The following is a 19,594-nucleotide window of genomic DNA, read 5'->3' as shown; positions in this document are numbered from 1 at the left end:
ATGGCCAGGAACACCCGCACGGTGCCGGCCGGCGCGCCGACCAGCGTCAGCCAGAAGCACCACAAGGGCGGCATCGGCGAGTCCGTCCTGCGCCCGGACGGCACCCTCAAGGTCACCGGTGAGTTCGCCTACTCCTCGGACCTGTGGCACGAGGACATGCTGTGGGGCCAGACCCTGCGCAGCACCGTCGCCCACGCCGAGATCGTCTCCATCGACATCTCCGAGGCGCTGGCGATGCCCGGCGTCTACTCGGTCCTGACGTACGACGACCTGCCGGCCCGGATGAAGAACTACGGCCTGGAGATCCAGGACACCCCGGTCCTCGCCCACGGCCGGGTGCGCCACCACGGCGAGCCGGTCGCCCTCGTGGCGGCCGACCACCCGGAGACCGCCCGCCGGGCGGCCGCGAAGATCAAGGTCGACTACCGTGAGCTGCCGCTGGTCACGGACGAGGCCTCCGCCCTCGCCCCCGACGCGCCGCTGATCCACGAGGGCCGCGACGACCACCACATCGGTCACGTCCCGCACCCGAACATCGTGCACCGCCAGCCGATCGTCCGCGGCAACGTGGCGCAGGCCCGCAAGCGCGCCGACGTCATCGTCGAGGGCGAGTACACCTTCGGCATGCAGGACCAGGCCTTCCTGGGCCCGGAGTCCGGCCTGGCCGTCCCGGCCGAGGACGGCGGCGTCGACCTCTACGTCGCCACCCAGTGGCTGCACTCGGACCTCAGGCAGATCGCCCCCGTCCTCGGCCTGCCCGAGGAGAAGGTGCGCATGACGCTCTCCGGCGTCGGCGGTGCCTTCGGCGGCCGCGAGGACATCTCGATGCAGATCCACGCCTGCCTGCTGGCCCTGGCCACGAACAAGCCGGTCAAGATCGTCTACAACCGCTTCGAGTCCTTCTTCGGCCACGTGCACCGGCACCCGGCGAAGCTCTACTACGAGCACGGCGCCACCAGGGACGGCAAGCTCACGCACATGAAGTGCAAGATCGTGCTCGACGGTGGTGCCTACGCCTCGGCCTCCCCGGCCGTCGTCGGCAACGCGTCGTCCCTCTCGGTGGGCCCGTACGTCGTGGACGACGTCGACATCGAGGCGATCGCGCTCTACACGAACAACCCGCCCTGCGGTGCGATGCGCGGCTTCGGTGCCGTCCAGGCCTGCTTCGCGTACGAGGCCCAGATGGACAAGCTCGCGGCGAAGCTGGGCATGGACCCGGTCGAGTTCCGCCAGCTGAACGCCATGGAGATGGGCACGGTCATGCCGACCGGCCAGGTCGTGGACTCCCCGGCGCCGGTCGCCGAGCTGCTGCGCCGGGTCAAGGCCCGCCCGCTGCCGCCGGAGCGCCAGTGGGAGACCGCCGGCGAGGGCGCGGACATCCGCGCGCTGCCGGGCGGCCTCTCCAACACCACCCACGGCGAAGGCGTCGTACGCGGCGTCGGCTACGCGGTCGGCATCAAGAACGTCGGCTTCTCCGAGGGCTTCGACGACTACTCGACCGCCCGCGTGCGCCTGGAGGTCATCAACGGCGAGCCCGTCGCGATGGTCCACACGGCCATGGCGGAGGTCGGCCAGGGCGGCGTCACCGTCCACACCCAGATCGCCCGTACGGAGCTGGGCGTCACGCAGGTCACCATCCACCCGGCCGACACGCAGGTCGGCTCCGCCGGTTCCACGTCCGCCTCGCGGCAGACGTACATGACCGGTGGCGCCGTGAAGAACACCTGTGAGGCCGTCCGCGAGCAGGTCCTGGAGATCGGGCGCCGCAAGAACGGCTCGTACCACCCGGCGTGGGCGACCGCCGAGCTGCTGCTGGAGGCCGGCAAGGTCGTCACCGACGGCGGCGAGGTGCTCGCCGACATCGCCGACGTCCTGGAGGGCGAGGACGCGATCGACGTGGAGCTGGAGTTCCGGCACCGGCCGACCGTCCCGTTCGACCTGGTCACCGGGCAGGGCAACGGCCACGTCCAGTACACCTTCGCCGCGCACCGCGCGGTGGTGGAGGTGGACACCGAGCTCGGCCTGGTCAAGGTCGTCGAGCTGGCGACCGCGCAGGACGTCGGCAAGGCGCTGAACATGCTTTCCGTGGTCGGCCAGATCCAGGGCGGCACCACCCAGGGCCTGGGCGTCGCGATCATGGAGGAGATCATCGTGGACCCGAAGACCGCGAAGGTGCGCAACCCCTCCTTCACGGACTACCTGATCCCGACCATCCTCGACACCCCGGCCATGCCGGTCGACGTCCTGGAGCTCGCCGACCCGAACGCGCCGTACGGCCTGCGCGGGATGGGCGAGGCCCCGACCCTCTCGTCCACCCCGGCCGTACTCGCGGCGATCCGCCAGGCGACCGGTCTGGAACTCACCAAGACGCCGATCCGTCCGGAAGCCCTCACCGGCACCCTCTAGGACGGCCCGGTCCGGGGCCGCGCGGCCCCGGACCCCCCACAGCTCTCCGGGCGGTGTGACACCGGGAACGTCACACTTGCCAGTCGCACCGCCCGGAGTACGAAGTCCGGAACACGTCGGACCGCACCGCTCGCGGCCCGCCCCACCGGCAGCAGTCCCCCCACGCAGTACCCGCTGTACCGCAGTACCCGCTGTACCGCAGTAACCATCGCGTCGCCTCGGGCCGTCACCCCGGGTCGTGCAGCCAAACGCATCATCCCAAATCCCGCGATCTCCAATCCCCATGCGGGTGCCCCTATGAACCTTGGGAGTTAGGCACCATGACCCAGTCGTCTGTGGAGCCCAAGACCACCGCGGAAGAGGCCGGCGACGGCACTCGCCCCCCCGCCGGACGTTCTTGGCTCGACCGGTACTTTCACATAACCCACAGAGGGTCCAACGTCGGCAATGAGATCCGTGGCGGCGTCACGACCTTCATGGCCATGGCGTACATCCTCCTGCTCAACCCGCTGATCCTCTCCGGCAAGGACGCCGCCGGAGACACCATGAGCCAGAAGGCCCTGATCACGGCCACGGCCTTCGCCGCGGCCCTGACCACGCTCCTCATGGGCTTCGTCGGCAAGGTGCCGCTCGCCCTCGCGGCCGGCCTGTCGGTCTCGGGCGTGCTCTCCTCGCAGGTGGCGCCGCAGATGACCTGGCCGCAGGCCATGGGCATGTGCGTCATGTACGGCGTCGTGATCTGTCTGCTGGTCGTCACCGGCCTCCGCGAGATGATCATGAACGCGATCCCGCTCGCGCTCAAGCACGGCATCACGATGGGCATCGGCCTGTTCGTGGCCCTGATCGGCCTCTACAAGGCGGGCTTCGTCGGCAACGGTCCGGAGTTCGCCCCGCCGGTCAGCCTCGGCGCGACAGGCCAGCTCTCCGGGTGGCCCGTCTTCGTGTTCTGCCTGACCCTGCTCGCCATCTTCATGCTCCAGGCCCGCAAGGTCCGCGGGGCGATCCTGATCGGCATCGTCGGCGGAACCGTCGTGGCGGCGATCATCAACGTCGTCGCGAACGTCGACCCGAAGGCCTGGAAGAACGGCGCGCCCGAGCTGTCCGGCTCCGCCGTCTCGATGCCCGACTTCTCGCTCTTCGGCAAGGTCGAGTTCGGCGGCTGGGGCGACGTCGGCGTCATGACGATCGGCATGATCGTCTTCACCCTCGTCCTCGCCGGCTTCTTCGACGCGATGGCCACCATCATCGGCGTCGGCACCGAGGCCAAGCTCGCCGACGACCAGGGCCGCATGCCGGGCCTGTCCAAGGCGCTGTTCATCGACGGTGCCGGTGGCGCCATCGGCGGCCTCGCGGGCGGCTCCGGCCAGACCGTGTTCGTCGAGTCAGCGACCGGCGTCGGCGAAGGGGCCCGCACGGGTCTCGCCTCCGTCGTGACCGGCCTCTTCTTCGCCGCCTGCCTCTTCTTCACCCCGATCACCCAGATCGTCCCGGGTGAGGTCGCCTCCGCGGCCCTGGTCGTCATCGGCGCGATGATGATGCAGAACGCCCGTCACGTGGACTGGGCCGACAGCTCGACCGCCATCCCGGTGTTCCTGACCGTCGTGCTCATGCCGTTCACCTACTCGATCACGGCCGGCGTCGCCGCCGGTGTGATCTCCTACGTGGCCATCAAGGTCGCGCAGGGCAAGGCCCGCGAAATCGGTGCCTTCATGTGGGCGCTGACCGTCATCTTCGTGGTGTTCTTCTCGCTCCACCCGATCGAGGGCTGGCTCGGCGTGAAGTAGCGGGGCCCGTGCCCGGCGGCTGACCCGCCACGCATCCGATACTGGATACCGAACCCCTCCGAGGAGGCCCCCATGCTGGACATCGCCGCAGAACTGAACCGGTGGGTCGAGCAGGGGCGTGACTTCGCCGTCGCCACGGTCGTGGCGGTGTCCGGCAGCGCGCCCCGGGAGTCCGGGGCCGCCCTCGCCGTCGACGGCGAGGGAACGGTGATCGGCTCGGTGTCCGGCGGATGCGTGGAGGGCGCGGTCTACGAGCTGTGCCGGCAGTCCCTGGAGGACGGCCGGAGCGTCACCGAGCGCTTCGGCTACAGTGACGACGATGCCTTCGCCGTGGGCCTGACCTGCGGCGGGGTCATCGACATCCTGGTCACCCCGGTCCCCGTGGGCGCTCCCGTACGGGAGGTGCTCGCGGCCGCGCTGGCCGCCGCCGCCCGCGGGGAGGCGGCGGCGGTCGCCCGGATCGCCGAAGGCCCGGCGGAGCTGCGGGGCCGCGCGGTGGTCGTCCGCGGTGAGGGCTCGTACCAGGGCGGCTTCGGCGCCCACCCCGAGCTGGACCGCACCATCGCCGGAGAAGCCCGCGCCATGCTGGACGCGGGCCGGACCGGCCTGCTGGAGATCGGCGCCGACGGCCGGCTCTGCGGAGAGCCGCTCAAGGTGCTGGTCGAGTCCAGCGTCCCGCCCCCGCGGATGATCGTCTTCGGGGCCGTCGACTTCGCCTCCGCCCTGGTGCGGATCGGCAAGTTCCTCGGCTACCACGTGACCCTGTGCGACGCCCGGCCGGTGTTCGCCACGAAGGACCGTTTCCCCGAGGCGGACGAGGTCGTGGTCGACTGGCCGCACCGCTACCTGGAGTCCACCGAGGTCGACTCCCGGACCGTGCTGTGCGTGCTCACCCACGACGCCAAGTTCGACGTCCCGCTGCTGGAGACGGCGCTGAGGCTGCCCGTCGCCTACGTCGGCGCCATGGGCTCGCGCCGCACCCACGAGGACCGCAACGAGCGGCTGCGCGGGGCCGGCGTCAGCGAACTGGAACTCGCCCGGCTGCGCTCCCCGATCGGCCTGGACCTCGGCGCCCGCTCCCCGGAGGAGACCGCACTGTCCATCGCCGCCGAAATCGTCGCCAACCGCCGCGGCGGCACCGGCGCCGCCCTCACGGGCGGGTGGATACCGATCCACCGCGAGGGGCCGGACACCGTGGCGGGCCGGATCGGTTCCGTCGCCTGAAGGACCGGCCGCTACGGACGGACCTGTCCTGCTGAGCAACGGGCGGCCCTTGGGGGTTGCGCCCTTTCGCCGTTCCGCCTATTTTACCCGCCGGTAACAGCGCCTTTCCGTAACGGAGTTGAGCGAATGTCCCGGTTCCCCGCCCGTACCCTGCTCGCCGCCTGCGTACTGGCCGCGGCCACGCTCGGCGCCGCGCCCGCGCCGCAGTCCGGCTCCGCGCCGCGCGAGGTGCTGTTCGTCGGGAACAACTGGGAAGGCACCGCCGATGTGCTCGCCTCCACCGGCGATCTCGCCAAGGTCGGCCGGATCAACGTCATTCCCGACAAGGAAGAGCGGCTGCGGGAGATCTACCTCAACCCGGTGAAGCTCGGTTTCTTCCTCGGGATCCGCGCCACCGCCGGCGAAGGCCACGACCAGTTCGTCGACGACATGTACACCACCCCGGACGGCTCGGCCGTCGTCGCCTCCCGGCCCAGCTTCGCCGACGTCGTCTCCATCGACGTCCGGACCGGGCGGGTCAACTGGCGCTTCCCCGTGGCCGGTTACCGCGCCGACCACATGGCGCTGTCGCCGGACGGCACCCGGGTCGCCGTCTCCGCCTCCACCGCCAACACCGTGCACGTGCTGGACATCGCCACCGGCCGCCAGGTCGGCTCCTTCACCACCGGGGACAAGCCGCACGAGAACACCTTCACGCAGGGCGGCCGGTACCTGTGGAACAGCTCCATCGGCGACGTGACCTCCGCCCTCGACGCGCCCTGGCTGGACTGGACGAAGGGCGACCGGAAGATCACGGTGGTCGACGCCCGGACCTTCCGCACCGTCCGGGTGATCGACATGCGCGAGCGGCTGGACGCCTTCGGCCGCCCCGACCTCTCCGACGCCGTGCGGCCCATGTCCTTCAGCCCCGACGAGTCGAAGCTCTACTTCCAGGTGTCCTTCTTCAACGGCGTGGTCGAGTACGACGTGGCCGCCGACCGGATCACCCGGATCAAGGAACTGCCCACCAATCCGGCCACCAGCACCGACCGCACCACCTGGGTCAACGACTCCCGCCACCACGGCCTGTCGATGAGCCCCGACGGCGCGAAGCTCTGCGTGGCCGGAACCATGGACGACTACGCGGCGATCGTGGACCGTGCCACGCTCACCGAAGCTCCGCCGGTGCCCGCGGTGAAGCCGTACTGGGCCACCGTCGACGGCGACGGCAGCGCCTGCGTGATCTCCGAGAGCGGCGCCGACCGGGTCACCGCCATCGACTTCGCCACCGGCGCCAAGCGGGTCTCCGTCCCCGTCGGCGACCACCCGCAGCGGGTCCGGCTCGGCCACGTCCCGGCCGACTGGAGCGGTACGGCGGCGCGCTGACCCGTACCGCCGTACCGCCGTACCGCCGTCGGCGCGTACGCCACGCCGGGGCCGCCCCCGGGCGGGTTGCGGTGTTCGGCCGCCCGGGTAACGGTGCTTGACCCGGCCCCCGGTCGGCTGCGGCCCCCGGTGTGGCGTACGGGGCCGTGCACCGCCGACCCCTCACCCGTACGGCGATGGCCGCCGCCGTGTGCGCCGCCCTCGCGGCCCTCGCCGCCCCACGGCCGCCACCGCCGAGCCCGGTCCGCCCGCCGCTCCCGCCGTGCCCGCCGCTCCCGCCGCCGAGCGGGCGCTGTTCGTACCCGCCGCCAACCCGGCCGCCGCCGCGCAGACCCGTGAGCTGGCCGCCGCCGGGGCACGGCCGAGGCCGACGCGCTGACCGCGATGGCCGCCACCCCGCACGCGGTCCGGCTCGGCGACCTGACCCCGGCCCGGGCCGAGGCCGAGGCCCGGGAGACCGCGCGCACCGCGGCCCGGCGGGGCACGCTGCCCGTCTTCGCGCCGTACGACGTGCCGGGTCGCGACTGCTCCCAGTACTCCGCCGGCGGGCCGACGGTAGCGCCGCGTACCGGGCCTGGGTCTACGGCGTCGCCCGCGGCATCGGCGCCCACCGCGCCGTCGTCGTCCTGGAACCCGATTCGTTGGCGCTGCTGCCCCGGGAGTGCGCCGCGCCGGGAGCCGCGGCCGGCAGCCGGCGCGAGCCCGCCGGCGACCTGGCCCGGGCGCGCACCGACGCCCGCTGCGCGGAGATCCGGTACGCGGTGAACGCCCTGGAGGCGGCCCCCGGCACCGACGTGTACCCGGACACCGGCCACGTCGGCCGGCACACCGTCAACGCCATCGTGCCCAGGCTGCGCAGCGCCGGGATCGACCGGGCCACCGGCTTCGCCGTCAACGTCGCCAACTACCGCACCGACGAGGCGAACTCCTGGTTCGCCACCCGCGTCTCCGGCTGTCCCGCCTACAGCGAGGCGTGCGCGAACAGCGCCGACTGCCCCGACCAGTGGCGCCCGCGCGGCGCGGCCCGGCAGTGGCTCGCCACGCGGCCGACCGACGCCGACCGGGCCCGGATGTAGCACTGCGTCACCGACAGCAGCCGCAACGGCCGCGGGGGGTGGATCCCCGCCCGCGGGCAAGTACCGCGCGCCGCCGGGCCCCGCGACCCCGAGCGCGGCACCGAGGACCCGCCGGCCGGTGCCTGGTTCCCCGAACAGGCACTGGAACTGGCCAGGCTGGCGAATCCGGCCATTATGAGATGAGCGGTCCCCGATGACCGATTAGTCTCCGGATCATGGTGGACATCCACGCGGTACCCGAAGCCGGCATCGAACGCGCGCTGGAGCTCGCGTACCTGGCCTTCCACGACCGCCCGGCGAAGGAGGTGCGCGAGCGCCACCACGCCCTGCTGACCCGGTGCGGGCGCCTCGGCGGCTACGACGGCGACGTGCTCGTCGGCTTCATGGCCGCGCACGACTTCCGGCTCTCGGTGCCCGGGGCGGACCTGCCCTGCCCCGGCCTCACCTTCGTCGCCGTCGCCCCCACCCACCGCCGGCGGGGCGTGCTCACCGCGCTCATGGCCGAGCAACTGCGCCGCACCGCCGCCGCGGGCGCCCCGATCGCCGCACTGTGGGCCTCGGAGGCCGCCATCTACGGCCGCTTCGGTTTCGGCAGCGCCACCCAGGGCGCCACCATCGAGATCGACTCGACCCGGCCGCTGGCCCTGCGCGTCGAGCCGGACCGGCGCCCGCTGCGGCTGGTCGACCCGGCCGACGCACCGGCGGTGATCGGGCCGTACCACGAGGCCGCCCGCGGGACCCGGGCCGGCCGCCCGAGCCGCAGCCCGGAGCGCTGGATGGACGGGTGGCTCTGCGAGGAGGACGAGGCGGGCGAGGAGTTCAGCCCGCCCCGGATCATTGCCGCGGGCGGCCACGGCGAACCGGTCGCGGGCTACGTGCTCTACCGCACGAAGCCGGAGGACGGCGGCGGTCCGCACCGCAGCCCGGGCGTGGTCCGGGTGGACGAGCTGGAGGCTGACTCCCCGCAGGTGGCCGCCGCCCTGTGGCAGTGCGTCGCCTCCCTCGACCTGACCGGCACGGTACGGGCCTGGGGCCGGCCGCCGGACGACCCGCTGCTGCACTGCGCCGCCGACCGGGACCAGGTCCGGGTGACCGCCCTGTTCCCGGCGCTCTGGCTGCGCCTGGTCGACGTACGGGCCGCGCTGACCGCCCGGTCGTGGGCCGCTCCGGTGGAGGTGGTGCTGGAGCTGGCCGACGTACGGCTGCCGGCGAACGCCGGGCGGTTCCGGCTGAAGGCGGGCCCGCAGGGGGCCACCTTCGAGCGGGCCGGCGCCGACCCCGATCTGGCCCTGGACGTACGGGAACTGGCCGCCGTCTACCTGGGCGGTACCAGGGTCACCGAACTGGTGGCCGCCGGACTGGTACGGGAACCCACGCCGGGCGCCGCGGCGGCCCTGGACGCGGCGCTGCGGACGCCGCTGCTGCCGCACACGGCCGACGAGTTCTGAGGCCCGGGGCGGGGGCGGGCGAGCGGACCGCCCCCGCGCCGCGGGGGTCAGGAGGGCAGCGCGATCCGGGCCGCGGACATGCCGAAGGCGGAGTCCCAGACCTTGGCGGACAGCCCGTCCGGCAGCCGGTGCAGGTCCTCGGGCCGGTAACGGCGGATCTTCTGGTGCCAGTTCAGGACGCCCGCGTGCCAGTCCTTGAGCTCACTGACGTAGGCGTCCAGGGCGGCCCGGGCCTCCGCGCCCAGCTTCCAGTCGTCGTAGAGCAGTGGCAGTTGGTGGGCGACGATGTGCTCGAACTCCTCGGTGCGCTGCGTCATCAGCCCGTGGCAGATGCGCAGGGCCTCCGGGTAGCCGATGTCGAAGAAGTTCCGGGTGACCAGGATGTAGTTGTGGACCTCGCCCTCGAACTCCACTTCCTTCTGGTACGAGAAGATGTCGTTGATCAGGCACGCGGCGTCCGCGACGGCGTTCTCCAAGGACCTGATGGTGCCCGAGGAGTAGATCTCCTCCGGGATGCCCCGGCCCTGGTGGCCCAGTCGGCACAGGTACATGGTGAGGTGCGTGCCGAAGGTGCGGCGGCGCATCTCGGCGTAGTCCACCGGGTCCGGGATGCGGTTCTGGATATGGTTGTCCACCTCCCACAGCCAGCTCTCCAGCATGTCCACGAGGGTGGCCCGGAATTCGGTGCGGTGGGCGGGGGCCATGCCCGCGCCGGTACGCACCCAAAGGTCGGCGAGGCCGCGCTCCATGGCGGTGGCGGGCGCGGGCTGCTCGGCGTGGTCGACGGGGATCATGGAGACCAGGCGGGCGGTGGTGGCCTTGGCGGCGGCCAGGTTCTTGGCCTGCGCGAACACCACCGGGTAGTAGTCGTCGCCGTACGTGCCCCAGGTCAGCCACGAGGCGTTGAGCGCCAGCGCCTCGGGGGTGGCATCGGGGTCGATGCCGGCCGAGCAGAGGGCGAAGTCGTAGCCGCGCAGTTTCTCCTCGGTCCAGATCGCCGATCCGGGGTCGCCGGGCTGGGGGTCCAGCATGCCCATGCGCCGGGCCCACGCCACCGACTCCTCGCGGGCGTGCGCCAGGTGGGGGCTGAGGCTGAGCCGGTGCGGCATGTAGACGTCGGGGATGACGGAGGGGCCCGTGGGCTCGAACGGAACGTGGGTGAAGCTGCGCCGGCGCAGCTCCAGCGCGCGGGGCTCCAGGATGGAGCGCAGGTCGAGGGCGGTGGTGCCGAGGCCGCTGGGGAGGAACGGCAGGGAGACGGGGGTGGTGGCCCGGGCCTCCTTGTTCATGTAGCGGCTGGAGACCATGTGCCATTCGTGGCCGCCGGACTGCCAGTCCTGGAGGCCCTTGGCGTAGGCGAGGACGGCCGCGATCTCGGCCGGATCCATGGCGTGGTCGGCGAACAGCTGGGGGAGTTCGGCGAGCGCGGTCTGCTCGAACTGCTGGAGGCGGGAGGTGAGGAGGTCGTTGGCGGACTCGGCGGCCTCCTGGGTGGTGCACCCGAGGAAGGTCTCCAGCACCAGGATGGCGTTGGACAGTTCGCCCTCCTCGCCGACCTCGCGTTCGTAGGAGAAGATGTCGTTCCTGATGTGCACGGCGTCGGAGAAGGCGTCCCGCAGCACGCCGAGCGCCCGCGAGTGCGCGACCCGCGCCGGGACCTCGGCGGACACGTACTCGATCAGTCCGGCCGACCAGGGCGCGCCGCCGACCTTGCGGCGCATCTCGATGTATTCGAGCGGGTTCGCCACGCGGCCGATGTTGATGTTGGCGAGCTCCCACATCGACTCGTTGAGGAGGTTGCGCGTCGACTCGCTGAATCGTTCCCGCCAGTCCATCGACATCGCCGGCACGGTCCGCAGCCACAGGTCCCGCAGCCCCGCCTCGACCGGGTTGGCCGGTTCGGGGAAACCGGCGGCCAGGTCCATGGGCATGAAGGCGGCCAGGCCGTCGAGGTACGCCTTGGCGCCCGCGCGGTCCTGGGAGCGCTTGTACAGCTCCAGGAAGTGGTCGTCGAAGAAGAAGACCCACACGTACCAGTCGGTGACCAGGTCCAGCGCGTCGCTGTCGCAGTCGGGGTGGGTGTAGGAGCACAGCAGCGCGTAGTCGTGCGAGTCGAGGTCCTTCTCTTCCCAGACGCCGGACCCCTCCAGCATCCCGAAGTTGCGGGCCCACTGCTTGGTGTGGGCCCGCGCGGACTCCAGGTGCGGGTTCAGTCGCGCCGGATAGGGCACGTAGAAATCCGGCAGTTGAAACGGCTGTGTCACGGCGGGTAGAGCCTTTCCGTCCGAGGGTGCGGAGGCCCCTGTGGATCCGGCCCCCCGCACGAGATCAGCACTGCCCTACCCCACTCACCCCCGCCGTAAGGCACGGTTCACCGCATCAGGTGACGAACCCACGGTTCCCCGGCGCGGCGGCGCCGGACGTGCGATAAGGCCGCTGCGCGTAGGGCATGGAAGAGGAGCTGTCTTTTACGGGGTGAACGCGGGCTCCGCCGGAAGACGAGAGGCAATGATCGCAGATCCGCCCCCGAAGCCGGGATCGCAGCCGGCATCGGGGCCGCGCGTTCGCTGGTGGCGCCGGCACTGGAAAGCCCCGGTGGCCGCCCCATCCGCCTCATGCCCGCCGACCTCTCAGCGACTGTCTATCGGCTGGGTCCAAACCACCACTGGATCACGGGCCCGGACGTGCCGTCTCCCTCCACCACGTGAGGGCCGCCCAGCGCCCCCGCCGCCCGCTTCCGGCGACAGGGGACGGCTGGAGCCGGCCCAGGTTATTCGGAGTCGGCCTCCAGGTTGCCCTCCGTGGTGAGGTAGACCTCGCGGAGGGATTCGAGGATCTGGGGGTCCGGCTTTTCCCACATGCCGCGGGATTCGGCCTCCAGGAGGCGTTCCGCGATGCCGTGGAGGGCCCAGGGGTTGGCCTGTTCGAGGAAGGCGCGGTTCTCCGGGTCCAGGACGTAGGTTTCCGTCAGCTTGTCGTACATCCAGTCGGCGATCACGCCGGTGGTGGCGTCGTAGCCGAAGAGGTAGTCGACCGTGGCCGCGAGTTCGAAGGCGCCCTTGTAGCCGTGGCGGCGCATCGCCTCGATCCACTTGGGGTTCACGACGCGGGCGCGGAAGACGCGCGAGGTCTCTTCCACCAGGGTGCGGGTCTTGACCGTTTCCGGGCGGGTGGAGTCGCCGATGTAGGCCTCGGGGGCCGTGCCGCGCAGGGCGCGGACCGTGGCGACCATGCCGCCGTGGTACTGGAAGTAGTCGTCGGAGTCCGCGATGTCGTGCTCACGGGTGTCCGTGTTCTTGGCGGCGACGGTGATCCGCTTGTAGGCGGTCTCCATCTCCGCGCGGGCCGGGCGGCCCTCCAGGCCGCGGCCGTACGCGTAGCCGCCCCAGACCGTGTAGACCTCCGCGAGGTCGGCGTCGGTGCGCCAGTCGCGGGAGTCGATCAGCTGGAGGATGCCGGCGCCGTACGTGCCGGGGCGCGAGCCGAAGATGCGGGTGGTGGCCCGGCGTTCGTCGCCGTGGGCGGCCAGGTCCGCCTGGGCGTGCGCGCGGATGTAGTTCTGCGACGCGGGCTCGTCCAGTGAGGCCGCCAGCCGGACCGCGTCGTCCAACAGGCCGATCACGTGCGGGAACGCGTCACGGAAGAAGCCCGAGATGCGCAGGGTGACGTCGATGCGGGGGCGGCCGAGTTCCGGGAGGGGGATGGGCTCGATGCCCGTGACGCGGCGCGAGGCCTCGTCCCAGACCGGGCGGATGCCGAGGAGGGCCAGGGCTTCGGCGACGTCGTCGCCCGAGGTGCGCATCGCGCTCGTACCCCAAAGGGACAGGCCCACCGAGGCCGGCCACTCGCCGTTGTCCGTGCGGTAGCGGGTGAGGAGGGAGTCGGCGAGCGCCTGGCCCGTCTCCCAGGCGAGGCGGGAGGGGACGGCCTTGGGGTCCACCGAGTAGAAGTTGCGGCCGGTCGGCAGGACGTTGACCAGGCCGCGGAGGGGCGAGCCCGAGGGGCCCGCCGGGATGAACCGGCCGTCGAGGGCGGCCACGACGTGGGCGATCTCGTCCGTGGTGCCGGCCAGGCGGGGAACCACCTCGCGCGCCGCGAAGTCGAGGACCGCCGCGACGTCCGCGGAGTACGGCGAAGCGACCGAAGCCACCGCCGACGGGTCCCAGTTCGCGTCCTCCATCGCCTGGACCAGGGCGCGGGCCGTCTCCTCCACCGCGTCCGCCGAGGTGCGGGTCGCCGCGGACTCGTCCAGGCCGAGCGCCTCGCGCAGACCGGGCAGGGCCGTCGTACCGCCCCAGATCTGGCGGGCGCGCAGGATCGCCAGCACCAGGTTGACCCGGGCCGCGCCGGTCGGGGCGCCGCCCAGGACGTGCAGACCGTCGCGGATCTGGGCGTCCTTGACCTCGCACAGCCAGCCGTCGACGTGCAGCAGGAAGTCGTCGAAGCCCTCGTCGTCGGGGCGCTCTTCGAGGCCCAGGTCGTGGTGGAGCTTCGCCGCCTGGATCAGGGTCCAGATCTGCGCCCGGATGGCGGGCAGCTTCGCCGGGTCCATGGCGCTGATCTGCGCGTACTCGTCCAGGTGCTGTTCGAGGCGGGCGATGTCGCCGTACGACTCCGCGCGCGCCATCGGCGGCACCAGGTGGTCGACCAGGGTGGCGTGGACGCGGCGCTTGGCCTGCGTGCCCTCGCCCGGGTCGTTGACGAGGAAGGGGTAGATCAGGGGGAGGTCGCCGAGGGCGGCGTCCGGGGCGCAGGCGGCAGAGAGGCCGGCGTTCTTGCCGGGCAGCCACTCCAGGTTGCCGTGCTTGCCCAGGTGGATCATCGCGTCCGCGCCGAACCCGCCGTCCTCCGCGCGGGCCTGGATCCAGCGGTACGCGGCCAGGTAGTGGTGCGAGGGCGGCAGGTCCGGATCGTGGTAGATCGCGATCGGGTTCTCGCCGAAACCGCGCGGCGGCTGGATGAGGATCAGGAGGTTCCCGCGGCGCAGGGCCGCCAGGACGATGTCGCCCTCGGGGTTCGCGGAGCGGTCCACGAACATGTTGCCGGGCGCCTCGCCCCAGTGTTCCTCGACGCTCTCGCGCAGCTCGGCCGGGAGCTCGGCGAACCAGCGCTTGTAGTCGGCGGCGGGGATGCGGACGGGGTTGCGGGCCAGCTGCTCCTCGGTGAGCCAGTCCTGGTCGTGGCCGCCGGCCTCGATCAGGGCGCGGATCAGCTCGTCGCCGTCGCCGGAGACCAGGCCGGGGACGTCGGCGGTCGGACCGAAGTCGTAGCCCGCGGCGATGAGCGTGCGCAGGAGCTCGACCGCGCTGGCCGGGGTGTCCAGGCCGACCGCGTTGCCGATGCGGGAGTGCTTGGTCGGGTACGCGGAGAGGACCAGCGCGACCTTCTTGTCGCGCCGCTCGATGTGTCGCAGCCGGGCGTGGCGTACGGCGATGCCCGCGACGCGGGCGGCCCGCTCGGGGTCGGCGACGTAGGCGGGCAGGCCGTCCTCGTCGAGCTCCTTGAAGGAGAACGGGACGGTGATCAGGCGGCCGTCGAACTCCGGGACGGCGACCTGGGTGGCGGCGTCCAGCGGGGACAGGCCCTCGTCGTTCTCCGCCCACGCGCTGCGGGAGCCGGTCAGGCACAGGGCCTGGAGGATCGGCACGCCGAGCGCGGCCAGCGCGCCCGCGTCCCAGGACTCGTCGTCGCCGCCGGCCGAGGCGGTGGCCGGCTTGGTGCCGCCCGCCGCGAGGACGGTGGTGACGATGGCGTCCGCCGACTCCAGGGCGGTGAGCAGCTCCGGCTCCGGGGCGCGGAGGGAGGAGACGTAGAGGGGGAGCGGTTGGGCGCCGTGGGCCTCGATGGCCTCGCACAGGGCGTGCACGAAGGCGGTGTTGCCGCTCATCTGGTGGGCGCGGTAGTAGAGCACGGCGACGCGGGGGCCGGTGGTACCGGCCGGGGTGCGCTCCAGGGGACCCCAGGTGGGGGCGGCCGCGGGGGGCTCGAAGCCGTGGCCGGTGAGGAGCACGGTGTCGGAGAGGAAGCGGGCCAGCTGGTCCAGGTTGGCCGGGCCGCCGTGGGCGAGGTAGCCGTGGGCCTCGGCGGCGATGCCGATGGGGACGGTCGAGGCCTCCATCAGCTGCGCGTCCGGGGCCTGTTCGCCGGTCAGGACGACGACCGGGCGGTGCTGGCCGGGAGCCAGGAGCAGGTCGAGGCCGTCCTGCCAGGCGCGCAGGCCGCCGAGGAGGCGTACGACGACCAGCTCGACCCCGTCGAGCAGGGCGGGCAGGTCGTCGAGGGGAAGGCGGGAGGGGTTCGCGAACCGGTACGGGACGGGCCCGTCGGCGGTGTTCGCGGCGCGGGCGCTGAGCAGATCGGTGTCGGACGTCGACAGCAGCAGGATCATGCGGCGGCAGGCCTTCCTCGGGGTTTCCGCGCCCCGGGCAGTGAGGACGGCGGGAGTTCCTGACTCACCCGGCCGATTGCTCCGCGGGGTTCACAGTGGCGGGACCGCGCCGGAATCGCACCGGGCTTCCTCCCATGTCGCCGTCCTCGGCGGTGACGGGCCGTGTGGTCCGCCGGGGGTCATCTTAGGTGGCGGGGTGGGGAGTGTGGTGGTCGGGTGCGGGATGCCGGGTGCCGGCGGCGCGGGTGCGGAGTGCCGGCGGCGCGGTGGTCGGGTGCGGGTCCGTTGCGGGGGCTCTGCCCCCGGGCCCCCGCGCCTCAAACGCCGGCGGGGCTGAGTTTGCCCGGCGGGGCCACGCGCCTCAAACACTGGCCCGGCCTGGTGCGGGGTGGCGGTGGACACAGGTCGGGGGTGGGGAAACGTGGGTATGCTCGCGGCCATGCCCCAGTCAGCTTCCGCCGCATCGCGGGACGAACCCGTCATACGGGACCGAGGTGACGCCTGCCCCGGCGCGCTGCGGTTGCACCAGGCGGACGACGGGTACCTCGCCCGGGTGCGGATACCCGGCGGGATGCTCGGGGCGCACGCGGCCGGGCTGCTCGGCGACGCGGCGGACCGGCTCGGCGACGGGCACATCGACCTCACCTCGCGCGGCAACGCCCAACTGCGCGGACTCGGGGCGGCCTGCGGCGGTGAACTCGCCCGCCTCCTGGCCGACGCGGGGCTGCTCCCCGCCCCCTCGCACGAGCGGGTCCGCAACATCGTCGCCTCGCCGCTGACCGGCCTCGACCGCAGCGGGCTGCCCGACGTCGCGCCCCGGGTCGCGGAGCTGGACCGGCTGCTCTGCGCGAGCGCCGAGGCGGCCGCGCTGTCCGGGAGGTTCCTGTTCGCCCTCGACGACGGACGCGGCGACGTGAGCTCCCTCGACGCGGACGTGAACCTGATCGCGCGCGGCCCGCAGCACGCCCTGCTCACCACGGCCGGCGCCGGTGAGGGGCTCCTCGTGGCCGCCACCGACGCGCCACGGGCCGCCCTCGTGGCCGCGCGGTACTTCCTCGACACCGCGCGGCAAGCCGGCACGCGGGCCTGGCGGGTCGCCGAGCTGCCTCCCGAACACCGGCTCGACATGCGGGAGTTGGCGGACCGGCTGGCCCGCGCCGGGGTCCGTGCGACCGTTGTCGCCGATCCCGCCGCGCCCCGGGGCCGGGCGCCCGAGCCCGGCCCGGTCGACGGGCCCGGGCAGCGCGTCGCGCTCTGCGTACTCGCGCCCCTCGGACGCCTCACCACCGCCCAGTGGAACCTCCTGGCCGGGCTCACCGGGCGGCTGCGCCTGACCCCCTGGCGCGGCGTCGTCGTCCCCGGACTGACCGCGTCCACCGCGCCGGACGCCCTTGCCGCCCTCGCCGACGCCGGCCTGATCACCACCCCCGCCGACCCCCGGCGGTCGGTGACCGCCTGTACCGGGCAGCCCGGTTGCGCCCGGTCCCACCGCGACGTACGCGCCGACGCGCGCGCCGTCACCGCCCTGGCGGCCGGCCCGCTGCCCGTGCACTGGTCGGGATGCGACCGGCGCTGCGGACATCCGCGCGGTACCGCCTGGGTGGACGTGCTCGCGATCGCCGACGGGTACGACGTCCGCGCCCCCGGCGGCGCCCCGCGCCTCGGCGTACCCCCCTCCGACCTTGCCGCGGCCCTCAGGGACGCACGCCGCACCACCTCCCACGACGCAGCGAAGAAATGAGCGAGTACACAGTGTTCGAGTACGAGAAGGACGGCGCGGCGATCTACCGCCAGTCCTTTGCCACGATCCGCGCCGAGGCGGACCTCTCCGGGCTGCCCGCCTCGGTCGCCCAGGTCGCGGTGCGCATGATCCACGCCTGCGGGATGACCGACCTGCCCCAGGACCTGGGCTACACGCCCGACGTCGTGCTGCGCGCGCGGGCGGCCCTGAACGCCGGCGCGCCGATCCTGTGCGACGTACAGATGGTGGCGAGCGGGGTCACCCGCAAGCGGCTGCCCGCGGCCAACGAGGTCGTCTGCACCCTGTCCGACCCGGCCGTCCCGGCGCTGGCCGCCAAGATGGGCACCACCCGCAGCGCCGCCGCGCTCGAAGTCTGGCGCGACCGGGGCCTGTTGGAGGGCTCCGTGATCGCCGTCGGCAACGCGCCGACCGCGCTGTTCCGGCTGCTGGAGATGATCGAGGAGGGCGCGCCGCGCCCCGCCGCCGTGATCGGCGTCCCGGTCGGCTTCATCGGCGCCGCCGAGTCGAAGGACGCGCTCGCCGAACACCCGGCCGGGCTGGACCACTTGATCGTGCGCGGCCGGCGCGGCGGCAGCGCCATCGCGGCCGCCGCCGTCAACGCGATCGCGAGCGAGGAAGAATGAGCACGACCGGAGCGAGCGGCGCCACCACCGGCAAGGGCCGGCTCTACGGGGTGGGGCTCGGGCCCGGCGACCCGTCGCTGATGACCCTGCGCGCCGTCCAGGTGATCGCCGGGGCCGACGTCGTCGCGTACCACTCCGCGCGCCACGGCCGGTCCATCGCCCGCTCGATCGCCGCGGAGCACCTGCGCGCCGACCACATCGAGGAGCCGCTGGTCTACCCGGTCACCACCGAGACCACCGACCACCCCGGCGGCTACCAGGGCGCCATGGAGGAGTTCTACGAGGCCTCCGCGGCCCGGCTCGCCGCGCACCTCGACGCCGGCCGGACCGTCGCCGTGCTGGCGGAGGGCGACCCGCTCTTCTACGGCTCCTACATGCACATGCACAAGCGGCTCGCCGACCGCTACGAGGCGGAGGTGATCCCCGGGGTGACCTCGGTGAGCGCCGCCGCCGCGCGGCTGGGCACCCCGCTGGTGGAGGGCGAGGAGGTGCTGACCATCCTGCCCGGCACCCTGCCGGAGGAGGAGCTGACCGCCCGGCTCGCCGCCACCGATTCGGCGGTCGTGATGAAGCTCGGGCGCACCTTCCCCGCCGTGCGGCGGGCCATGGAGAGCAGCGGCAGGCTCGCCGAGGCGCGCTACGTCGAGCGCGCCACGATGGCGGGGGAGCGGACCGGTGTGCTCGCCGACACCGACCCGGACAGCGTGCCGTACTTCGCGGTCGCCGTCGTGCCCAGCCGCGTCGGCAACCCGGGCAGTGTGCCGTCCGGCCCGGGCGAGGTCGTGGTCGTCGGGACCGGCCCGGCCGGGCCGCTGTGGCTGACCCCGCAAACCCGGCGGGCGCTCGCGGACGCCGAGGTGCTCGTCGGGTACACGACGTACCTGGACCGGGTGCCGGTGAAGCCCGGCCAGGTCCGGCACGGCTCGGACAACAAGGTGGAGTCCGAGCGCGCCGAGTTCGCCCTCGACCTCGCCCGGCGCGGGAAGCGGGTGGCCGTGGTCTCCGGTGGCGACCCCGGGGTCTTCGCCATGGCGACGGCGGTCCTGGAGGTGGCCGGGCAGGCGCAGTACAAGGACGTACCCGTACGGGTCCTGCCGGGGGTGACCGCGGCCAACGCGGCCGCCGCGGCGGCGGGGGCCCCACTGGGCCACGACTACGCCACCATCTCCCTCTCCGACCGGCTCAAGCCCTGGGAGGTCATCGCCGAGCGGCTGCGGGCCGCCGCGGCGGCCGACCTCGTGCTCGCCCTGTACAACCCGGGCTCGCGCAGCCGGACCTGGCAGGTGGCGCAGGCCCGCGAACTGCTGCTCGAACTGCGCTCGCCGCAGACCCCGGTGGTCGTCGCGCGGGACGTGGGCGGGCCCGGGCAGTCCGTCCGGATCGTCACCCTGGGCGAACTGGTCCCGGAGGAAGTGGACATGCGGACGATCCTGCTGATCGGCTCCTCGCAGACCCAGGTCACGGAGCGGGCCGACGGCAGCCGGGTGACGTGGACGCCGCGCCGCTACCCGTGACCGG

Annotated in this window: 10 protein-coding genes, 1 pseudogene and 1 riboswitch; of the genes and pseudogenes, 9 read left to right on the top strand and 2 right to left on the bottom strand. The window is 73.0% G+C overall.

Translation table 11 applies throughout. The annotated features are described in order from the left end of the window. The 6 genes and pseudogenes from pucD (at position 1) to ACZ4M3_RS23250 (ending at position 9,303) form a co-directional block, all read left to right on the top strand. Positions 1–2,406 carry a xanthine dehydrogenase subunit D gene (gene pucD, locus ACZ4M3_RS23275; protein WP_467735556.1) on the top strand — a complete coding sequence of 802 codons (2,406 nt, stop codon included), beginning with the start codon at positions 1–3 and terminating at the stop codon, positions 2,404–2,406. 320 nt (positions 2,407–2,726) lie between these two features. Beyond that, a complete protein-coding gene (locus ACZ4M3_RS23270) occupies positions 2,727–4,190 on the top strand; it encodes an NCS2 family permease (RefSeq protein ID WP_467735554.1) in 1,464 nt (487 codons plus the stop codon). A 72-nt stretch (positions 4,191–4,262) separates the two neighbouring features. Then, positions 4,263–5,414: an XdhC family protein gene (locus tag ACZ4M3_RS23265; RefSeq protein ID WP_467735552.1), complete on the top strand. Its 1,152-nt coding sequence runs from the start codon at positions 4,263–4,265 to the stop codon at positions 5,412–5,414. A 126-nt stretch (positions 5,415–5,540) separates the two neighbouring features. Further along, a complete protein-coding gene (locus ACZ4M3_RS23260; protein WP_467735550.1) occupies positions 5,541–6,779 on the top strand; it encodes a YncE family protein in 1,239 nt (412 codons plus the stop codon). A 384-nt stretch (positions 6,780–7,163) separates the two neighbouring features. Continuing rightward, positions 7,164–7,855, top strand: a pseudogene (locus ACZ4M3_RS23255) (glycoside hydrolase family 6 protein). Positions 7,856–8,070: 215 nt separating this feature from the next. Next, positions 8,071–9,303: a GNAT family N-acetyltransferase gene (locus ACZ4M3_RS23250; protein WP_467735548.1), complete on the top strand. Its 1,233-nt coding sequence runs from the start codon at positions 8,071–8,073 to the stop codon at positions 9,301–9,303. A 47-nt stretch (positions 9,304–9,350) separates the two neighbouring features. Here the strand turns inward: ACZ4M3_RS23250 and ACZ4M3_RS23245 are convergent, their stop codons facing one another. Together ACZ4M3_RS23245 and cobN are read right to left on the bottom strand one after the other, a co-directional pair. Next, the gene (locus ACZ4M3_RS23245; RefSeq protein WP_467735546.1) at positions 9,351–11,567 is read right to left on the bottom strand and encodes a terpene synthase family protein; all 2,217 of its coding nucleotides are present in this window, start codon (positions 11,565–11,567) and stop codon (positions 9,351–9,353) included. Between the two features lie 506 nt (positions 11,568–12,073). After that, on the bottom strand, positions 12,074–15,691 hold the full coding sequence (gene cobN, locus ACZ4M3_RS23240) for a cobaltochelatase subunit CobN (RefSeq protein ID WP_467735544.1): 3,618 nt from the start codon (positions 15,689–15,691) through the stop codon (positions 12,074–12,076). A gap of 33 nt (positions 15,692–15,724) precedes the next feature. Next, positions 15,725–15,849: riboswitch (cobalamin riboswitch) on the bottom strand. A 281-nt stretch (positions 15,850–16,130) separates the two neighbouring features. On the opposite strand from cobN, the gene ACZ4M3_RS23235 reads away from it, so the two are divergent. Genes ACZ4M3_RS23235 through ACZ4M3_RS23225 form a run of 3 tightly spaced genes read left to right on the top strand, consistent with a single transcriptional unit; the run spans position 16,131 to position 19,590 of the window. After that, positions 16,131–17,432 carry a cobalamin biosynthesis protein CobG gene (locus ACZ4M3_RS23235; RefSeq protein WP_467735542.1) on the top strand — a complete coding sequence of 434 codons (1,302 nt, stop codon included), beginning with the start codon at positions 16,131–16,133 and terminating at the stop codon, positions 17,430–17,432. Beyond that, positions 17,429–18,076, top strand: coding sequence for a precorrin-8X methylmutase (locus ACZ4M3_RS23230; protein ID WP_467735540.1), 648 nt, complete (start codon positions 17,429–17,431; stop codon positions 18,074–18,076). The genes ACZ4M3_RS23235 and ACZ4M3_RS23230 overlap by 4 nt, the downstream gene beginning before the upstream one ends. Continuing rightward, positions 18,073–19,590, top strand: coding sequence for a precorrin-2 C(20)-methyltransferase (locus ACZ4M3_RS23225; RefSeq protein ID WP_467735538.1), 1,518 nt, complete (start codon positions 18,073–18,075; stop codon positions 19,588–19,590). Before ACZ4M3_RS23230 ends, ACZ4M3_RS23225 begins: the two co-directional genes overlap by 4 nt. Positions 19,591–19,594: the final 4 nt, after the last annotated feature.

This window comes from Streptomyces sp. NPDC026522 (assembly GCF_055567555.1).
This window is presented reverse-complemented; position numbering and strand designations above follow the sequence as displayed.

What these genes read in the sequence shown, in the direction of transcription:
- cobN (WP_467735544.1), bottom strand. Translation starts at nt 15,691, where the DNA reads ATGATCCTGCTGCTGTCGACGTCCGACACCGATCTGCTCAGCGCCCGC.
- ACZ4M3_RS23235 (WP_467735542.1), top strand. Translation starts at nt 16,131, where the DNA reads ATGCCCCAGTCAGCTTCCGCCGCATCGCGGGACGAACCCGTCATACGG.
- ACZ4M3_RS23270 (WP_467735554.1), top strand. Translation starts at nt 2,727, where the DNA reads ATGACCCAGTCGTCTGTGGAGCCCAAGACCACCGCGGAAGAGGCCGGC.
- ACZ4M3_RS23230 (WP_467735540.1), top strand. Translation starts at nt 17,429, where the DNA reads ATGAGCGAGTACACAGTGTTCGAGTACGAGAAGGACGGCGCGGCGATC.
- ACZ4M3_RS23225 (WP_467735538.1), top strand. Translation starts at nt 18,073, where the DNA reads ATGAGCACGACCGGAGCGAGCGGCGCCACCACCGGCAAGGGCCGGCTC.
- ACZ4M3_RS23250 (WP_467735548.1), top strand. Translation starts at nt 8,071, where the DNA reads ATGGTGGACATCCACGCGGTACCCGAAGCCGGCATCGAACGCGCGCTG.
- ACZ4M3_RS23265 (WP_467735552.1), top strand. Translation starts at nt 4,263, where the DNA reads ATGCTGGACATCGCCGCAGAACTGAACCGGTGGGTCGAGCAGGGGCGT.
- ACZ4M3_RS23260 (WP_467735550.1), top strand. Translation starts at nt 5,541, where the DNA reads ATGTCCCGGTTCCCCGCCCGTACCCTGCTCGCCGCCTGCGTACTGGCC.
- pucD (WP_467735556.1), top strand. Translation starts at nt 1, where the DNA reads ATGGCCAGGAACACCCGCACGGTGCCGGCCGGCGCGCCGACCAGCGTC.